2 pseudogenes are annotated in these 1,569 nt (G+C 68.3%); both read right to left on the bottom strand.

The annotated features are described in order from the left end of the window. Positions 1–729, bottom strand: a pseudogene (locus ABH933_RS45475) (hypothetical protein); the annotation flags it as partial. Between the two features lie 23 nt (positions 730–752). Further along, positions 753–1,569, bottom strand: a pseudogene (locus ABH933_RS45480) (hypothetical protein); the annotation flags it as partial.

Raw genomic sequence — 1,569 nt, forward strand, 5'->3', positions numbered from 1 at the left:
CGGCCACGCGCAGCCACCCGAGCGGGCCTGCGCGGCACGGCCTGCACCCTCGGCCGGCCCGTCGACGACAGCTCGTGGTGCGCGTATCGCGCATCTGCACAACGAGGAGGTCGGGCGATGATCGAAACCGAAATCACCGATGTGCTCCTGATCGTCCGCCCTTTCGGCCCCGACGGGCCGGTTGTCGCGATCTTCGCCGGTGAGGTTCTCTACGGGCCCGACGGCAGCGCCGCCGGATACGAGCGCGGCACCTGGTGGGAGTCCCTGCGGCTGGAGGACACCGGCGTGCCGACTCTCACCGACATCGACGACGCGCTCACCGCCGCGGGGTACACCCGCGCGAGCGACTGGCCACACCGCCTCCACCCCGATCCGTTCCAGCCACGGCCGTTTGTCGATCACCATATGTGCCAGGCACAACCCGACCGACGTCGCAGACGGCGCCTCCAAGGTGATCACCAGTCCCGGAACACACTTCGTGGCCTTATCGATCGCCGCGGTCACGTAGGGCCGGCCGATCGGCAGCCGGTGGTGTTCGTCGACCACGATCACATCGGCCGAGGTGTGGTCGATCTGCACCCGCTGCAGCAGGCCCGTCACCGGCGGGGCCGCACCGCCGGCCGAACGACGCGCACGGGCCGCGTCCCGGCCCTCCCGCGCGGCCGTCGCTTTCACCTGGTCCAGGCGGGCGACCCGCCGCTGCACCGCCGACCGCGACGGCGGCCGCAAGCCCCAATCGAGGCACGGGCTGGCTACAACCCCAGATTGTCGGGGTCGATCGTGTGATTGGTCGTTGAGTCGGCTGCAGCGGATTTGGGTTCGGGTTCGGTATCGGGACGGTGGGATTCGCGCAATGCTTCTTCGGCTGCGGTTTGCTCGGGAGTGAGCTGGCCGCGGCGGTGTTGTTCGGCGTGAAGGTCGGCAAGCTCACTGACCAGCCAGCTACGACTAACGGTGGGGGTCGGATCATCGGCGGGGTCGTCTGGGGCTCCGAATAGCGTGGATTCGTTGGCTTGCAGGGCGATACGTCGGTGTATGTCGTCGATGTGCTGGGTAAGTTGTCGGTCGGTGAGCATCTGTACCGGATCGGTGACATCGATGATCGGCATGTCGGCTGGGGTGTCGGGGAAGCGATGGGTGCGGACCCAGTCGGCGATGGCGTGCCGGTCGCGGCGGCTGGGGGCGTGGCGCCAGTCGTGGCGTAGTTTTGCCTGTGCTTCAAGCGCGGTGTAGGTGCTGGTGATGTGTGCGCAGCGGGTGGGGATGTGGTCGGTGGGGTCGTGGTCGGGGATGCCGGGGTGTCCGGTGTCGCGGCATTCGCTGCAGAGTCCGTCGTCGCTGCGGCGCCCTGGTCGGGGGCGTGAGTCGGCGCCGGCACGTTCGATTCCGCAATGCAGGCAGGCGAATCCGTGGGCGCGTGGTACGGCGGCAGCGTCGTAGTTGGTCGCGTATCCAGTGGGGAGAGGTTCGGGAGCGTCCGGGTAGTGGTGCTCGAAACCGTGTGGGATGGGCATGTGGTCGGGGTCGTCATCGGTGCCGGTGCGGGTAATGAGGTAGGCGGCAACCGAT

Source organism: Nocardia sp. GP40 (assembly GCF_050434125.1).
Taxonomy (GTDB): Bacteria; Actinomycetota; Actinomycetes; order Mycobacteriales; family Mycobacteriaceae; genus Nocardia; species Nocardia albiluteola.